The 3,744-nt window shown below is 42.2% G+C and carries 2 protein-coding genes; both read right to left on the bottom strand.

Annotation, left to right across the window (positions count from 1 at the left end; genetic code table 11):
- Positions 1–563 precede the first annotated feature (563 nt).
- On the bottom strand, positions 564–1,835 hold the full coding sequence (locus VN429_RS11940; RefSeq protein WP_325633629.1) for an ABC transporter substrate-binding protein: 1,272 nt from the start codon (positions 1,833–1,835) through the stop codon (positions 564–566).
- A 1,022-nt stretch (positions 1,836–2,857) separates the two neighbouring features.
- Positions 2,858–3,097 carry a DUF7557 family protein gene (locus tag VN429_RS11935; protein ID WP_325633627.1) on the bottom strand — a complete coding sequence of 80 codons (240 nt, stop codon included), beginning with the start codon at positions 3,095–3,097 and terminating at the stop codon, positions 2,858–2,860.
- Positions 3,098–3,744 lie beyond the last annotated feature (647 nt).

Genomic DNA, 3,744 nt, shown 5'->3' with positions numbered 1-3,744 from the left:
ACATTGGTTAGGGTCCGGGTCGATGATAGGATTGATGGGTGAGTTTTCTGCCCGAATATCGTTGACTGGGCTGAGAGATAATCCCGGAGCCTGGATTCGTGTTGTGAGTTTGAAGTGTCAGAAAGGGCTTGTCAGGTATATTGAGAGCGATCTCTCCTGACAATACCGATTGGTGAAGGGATATTTCCGGATCTAGTACCTGTCGCCTCTTACATGGTACAATCATCTGCCACAGGAATTATGCTTTAATTTTAGTGACGAGAGGCACGAGAATAGAACGGTTGATAAAAATCCTCTAGATACTAGTCAGTTCGTGGAATTTGATTCAAATATCACCGGGGTATTGCATGGTGGTATTATGCACATACTATCTCGTAAAGAAAAGAGGGTTTGATTCCTGATTTACTCGTACACATTATACGGGATTCAGGGTTTTTCAAAATATATCTTCGAGATAGAGCGTGCAATTCACGGGATTCTCAATAGTTTTTTCAACCTGAAACGGTGATCCCGGTTAGGAAAAAAGAGACGGGATACCTTCAATGTAACAAAAATGAAGGTGTTCACGTATTGGGGTAATATTTTACCAAATAAATCTCTCCACCCATATTCCAAATCGATGCATGACCAAGGTTGGAATACATAACCGCCCCATTCTCTTTGACAAGGCCCCACTGGTTATAATGACCTTCGACCATATCACCGGCTTCATTTTTGAAGTCCTTTCCTGCTATCCCGGTATATGAATTCGATATCGTTGTGATTGCATCACGAAGTGAAGAAGCATCTGTCTTCCCATCAATAAGGTGCGATTCAAATGCTATCCACACTGCATCATATTCTCCATAGGTATACCCATTGGGTTCTCCATTCAGTTTTTCTTTGAGAGCAGTGTAGATAACAGGAGATATATCTGTATATGGTCCCAGGGAAAGGGCTGTGAAATTATGATTGCATGCAAATTCTGCGGCATCAGTAGAGCCTGTAAGGGCTGGTGAAAATGCATTCCCATCGCATCCAGTCCAGCGTACCTTCGTAAGGTTTGCGTATTCTGGTTTGGCTGCTTCCTTCATGATCGGTTCTATCTCATCAAAGGTAACTGCATATATGGTAACATTTTCAGCATTCGTGTTCTTGAGGACTTCTCCTACTTTTGTATCCAGTTGAGAGAGATACGCAGAGAATGTAGTTGTATTGGTATCGTACCAAACTCCATCTTCCAGGGTCATTCCCTTTGAAAGATTATGTGATACGAATTTTACAAGGTCATGACCCCAGAGATCATCTCTTGCTATTGGAATAATTTCGGATATATTCTGCTCACTCCAAATTTGATCTACTGCCATGGCCTGTTTTTTATCATCCGGATTAAATCTTAAGATATTGTCGCCTGCAATTGCTAGTGTTGGCGACGATGAACCGGTTGATAAGATAAGTATTCCTTCAGAATCTGCGTAATCCTTGATGGTTTCAAGTTGTGAGCTCGAGAAATAACCGATAACCTTCGTAATGCCTTGTTCATGTAATTTTTTAACGGCTTGTAAAGCAGATTCAGGATCAGATTCCATGTCTGTTGTGATCCCCTGAACGTTCTTAGAAGAACCCTGGTGAACCAAAAATGAATTTATGTCATCAATAGCCTTATTAAAGGTCTCTTTGGCCTGATCGCCGGATGAGGAGAGCGTCCCGTTGGTTGGAAATATCCCATATAATACAATCGTATTATTGTCTGAATTCGTTTTTTCAGCTGATACCGGGATAGAACCAAAAAACACGAGTCCAATAAATAGTACTATCACCAGAAAAGAAGGGCGATATGTAGCAGTACATTGCATAATGCTTATCCAGATTTTATGTTCAAAATACTATCGATCTGATATTCCCATTCAATTATTACGAGGATGGTGGATGGATATCTCGTCCCTCTCGTCATCTGACATTCATACCAGCATCCCGGGTGAATGAGTTCGAACACATCGTGACGAGAGGCACCAGTCCGGGTAATAGGTTGAGCCCGGAAGAGCCGAAAGGGTCCATCCAGGATGTCATGTGGTAATTTTGAACCATCAGAAGGGTTTCCCGATGTATTGATAGCGAGTTCGTCTGACAATGCCGACTGGTAAGGGAGATTTCAGAGGATGAGTCAGGGTATGCCAAATAGTCCGGGAGATGAGAGGGGTAAAATCCGGGGATGGTCCGGGGAGTATATCCGGTCTGTTGAATGATGGCTTGACTATTCAAGACAGGGATAAGGGCTGTGTGCTTCATTCACCACGGTTCACCTGTATGGGGGGGTTTCTTCTTTGATGCTGACCCCTCCCGGGGTGAGTCAGCTGCCCGGTTTTTTTGGATTGGGATTAGATTCATGACGGGTGCCTGGGTTTGCAGGGAAGTATGAACGGTCAGATAGATTACCCAGGGGGATTTAGAGGGAGAGTTTGGTAATGCCAATTGGTAGAAGGTTTTTTGGGGAGTATACAGATGAGTCCAATTAATCCCCTCTACATAACGTAAAAATGGAGATATATTGTGGCGCATTCAAGGATTTACATTATCATTTTCCATAAAAGATAGTGAGATCCTTGATCAATATTTTCGATACACTTGTTTTCTATGACCCGCATCAAGGACTATGATGGCCATGGTATCATCTTCTATCCTGAGTATGACCCGAAATATCCCTATCCGTAAGGAGTTCCGTCTGACTCCATCCGGAATTTTGAGTTTTTTTAAAAGAAGTGAAGGATTTTCGAGATGGCAAATCTCATCAAGTCTCTGGTATATGGTGAGCCGATATTCTTAGGGTATCTGTTTGAATCCCTGTTCAGCAGAATGGGAAAATACGAGAGTAAATATTTTATTCGTCTCCCAGTCTTCTTTTTAATTCATCAAGGGTGTATGTTTTTCCATTTTTATATTCGGCCTCTGCCTGTTGTATTCGTGTCCATTCTTCTGGAGTAATATCTTCTTCAGTATTGGAAAGTACGATAAGTCGCTCGATAACCTCTGCATATGTTTCATTGGGGTAAGCTTTCAGATGATCAAGAGCGTGGATGGTTGATTCAGGGATCTGGATAGTTGAGGAGGACATAGGCATGTGATATTTGGATTGGGGAGTAATGAATATAATGGAAATCCGGTACTTATGAAGAGAGTATCAGTACTCTTCGTCCTGCGGTCCTGTATGCCAGTTGTATGCACACCGGATAATAAAAACGTCAGGTACCCGGTTATTTCAACATGGTTGTGCCGGTTATCCCGGCATACATAAGGTTCTCTTTTTCCTTTCATCACCTGTATCAAAAAAATGCCCGGATTCCAGGATATCTAAGACATTGTACGTATCATCACCGGTACAATCTCAATTCTGGTTTCAATATCTCACCATGTATATGAGTTTCACCGGAGGAAACCAGAGTCACTGATCCATCAGCCACGACCCTGGATTCTCTGGTTACTATACCGGTCTGATACGAATCATTGCATTATGTTCCAGGAAATCTATGACCGGACACCAGATAATAGGTCTCTAAGAACTTGGACGGATGACCGCTTGAACAGAAACACGAGATCTGTTCATCGATCTGTGAATTCTAATCCACCGATTCAGGATACCCAGGATACCTCACTACATTCACAAATGAACTCCAGTCAGATCTATGACAATCCCAAACCACATCACCTGTTTCTAGCTTAAAAAGAGCGATAATCTCATAGGTATCTATAATATCCTTATCTCTACTC

Source organism: Methanospirillum sp. (assembly GCF_035560735.1).
Classification (GTDB): Archaea; Halobacteriota; Methanomicrobia; order Methanomicrobiales; family Methanospirillaceae; genus Methanospirillum.
This window is presented reverse-complemented; position numbering and strand designations above follow the sequence as displayed.

Bases quoted from the DNA above. Each gene is read 5' to 3' on its own strand.
- VN429_RS11940 (WP_325633629.1), bottom strand. From the start codon at position 1,835: ATGCAATGTACTGCTACATATCGCCCTTCTTTTCTGGTGATAGTACTA.
- VN429_RS11935 (WP_325633627.1), bottom strand. From the start codon at position 3,097: ATGCCTATGTCCTCCTCAACTATCCAGATCCCTGAATCAACCATCCAC.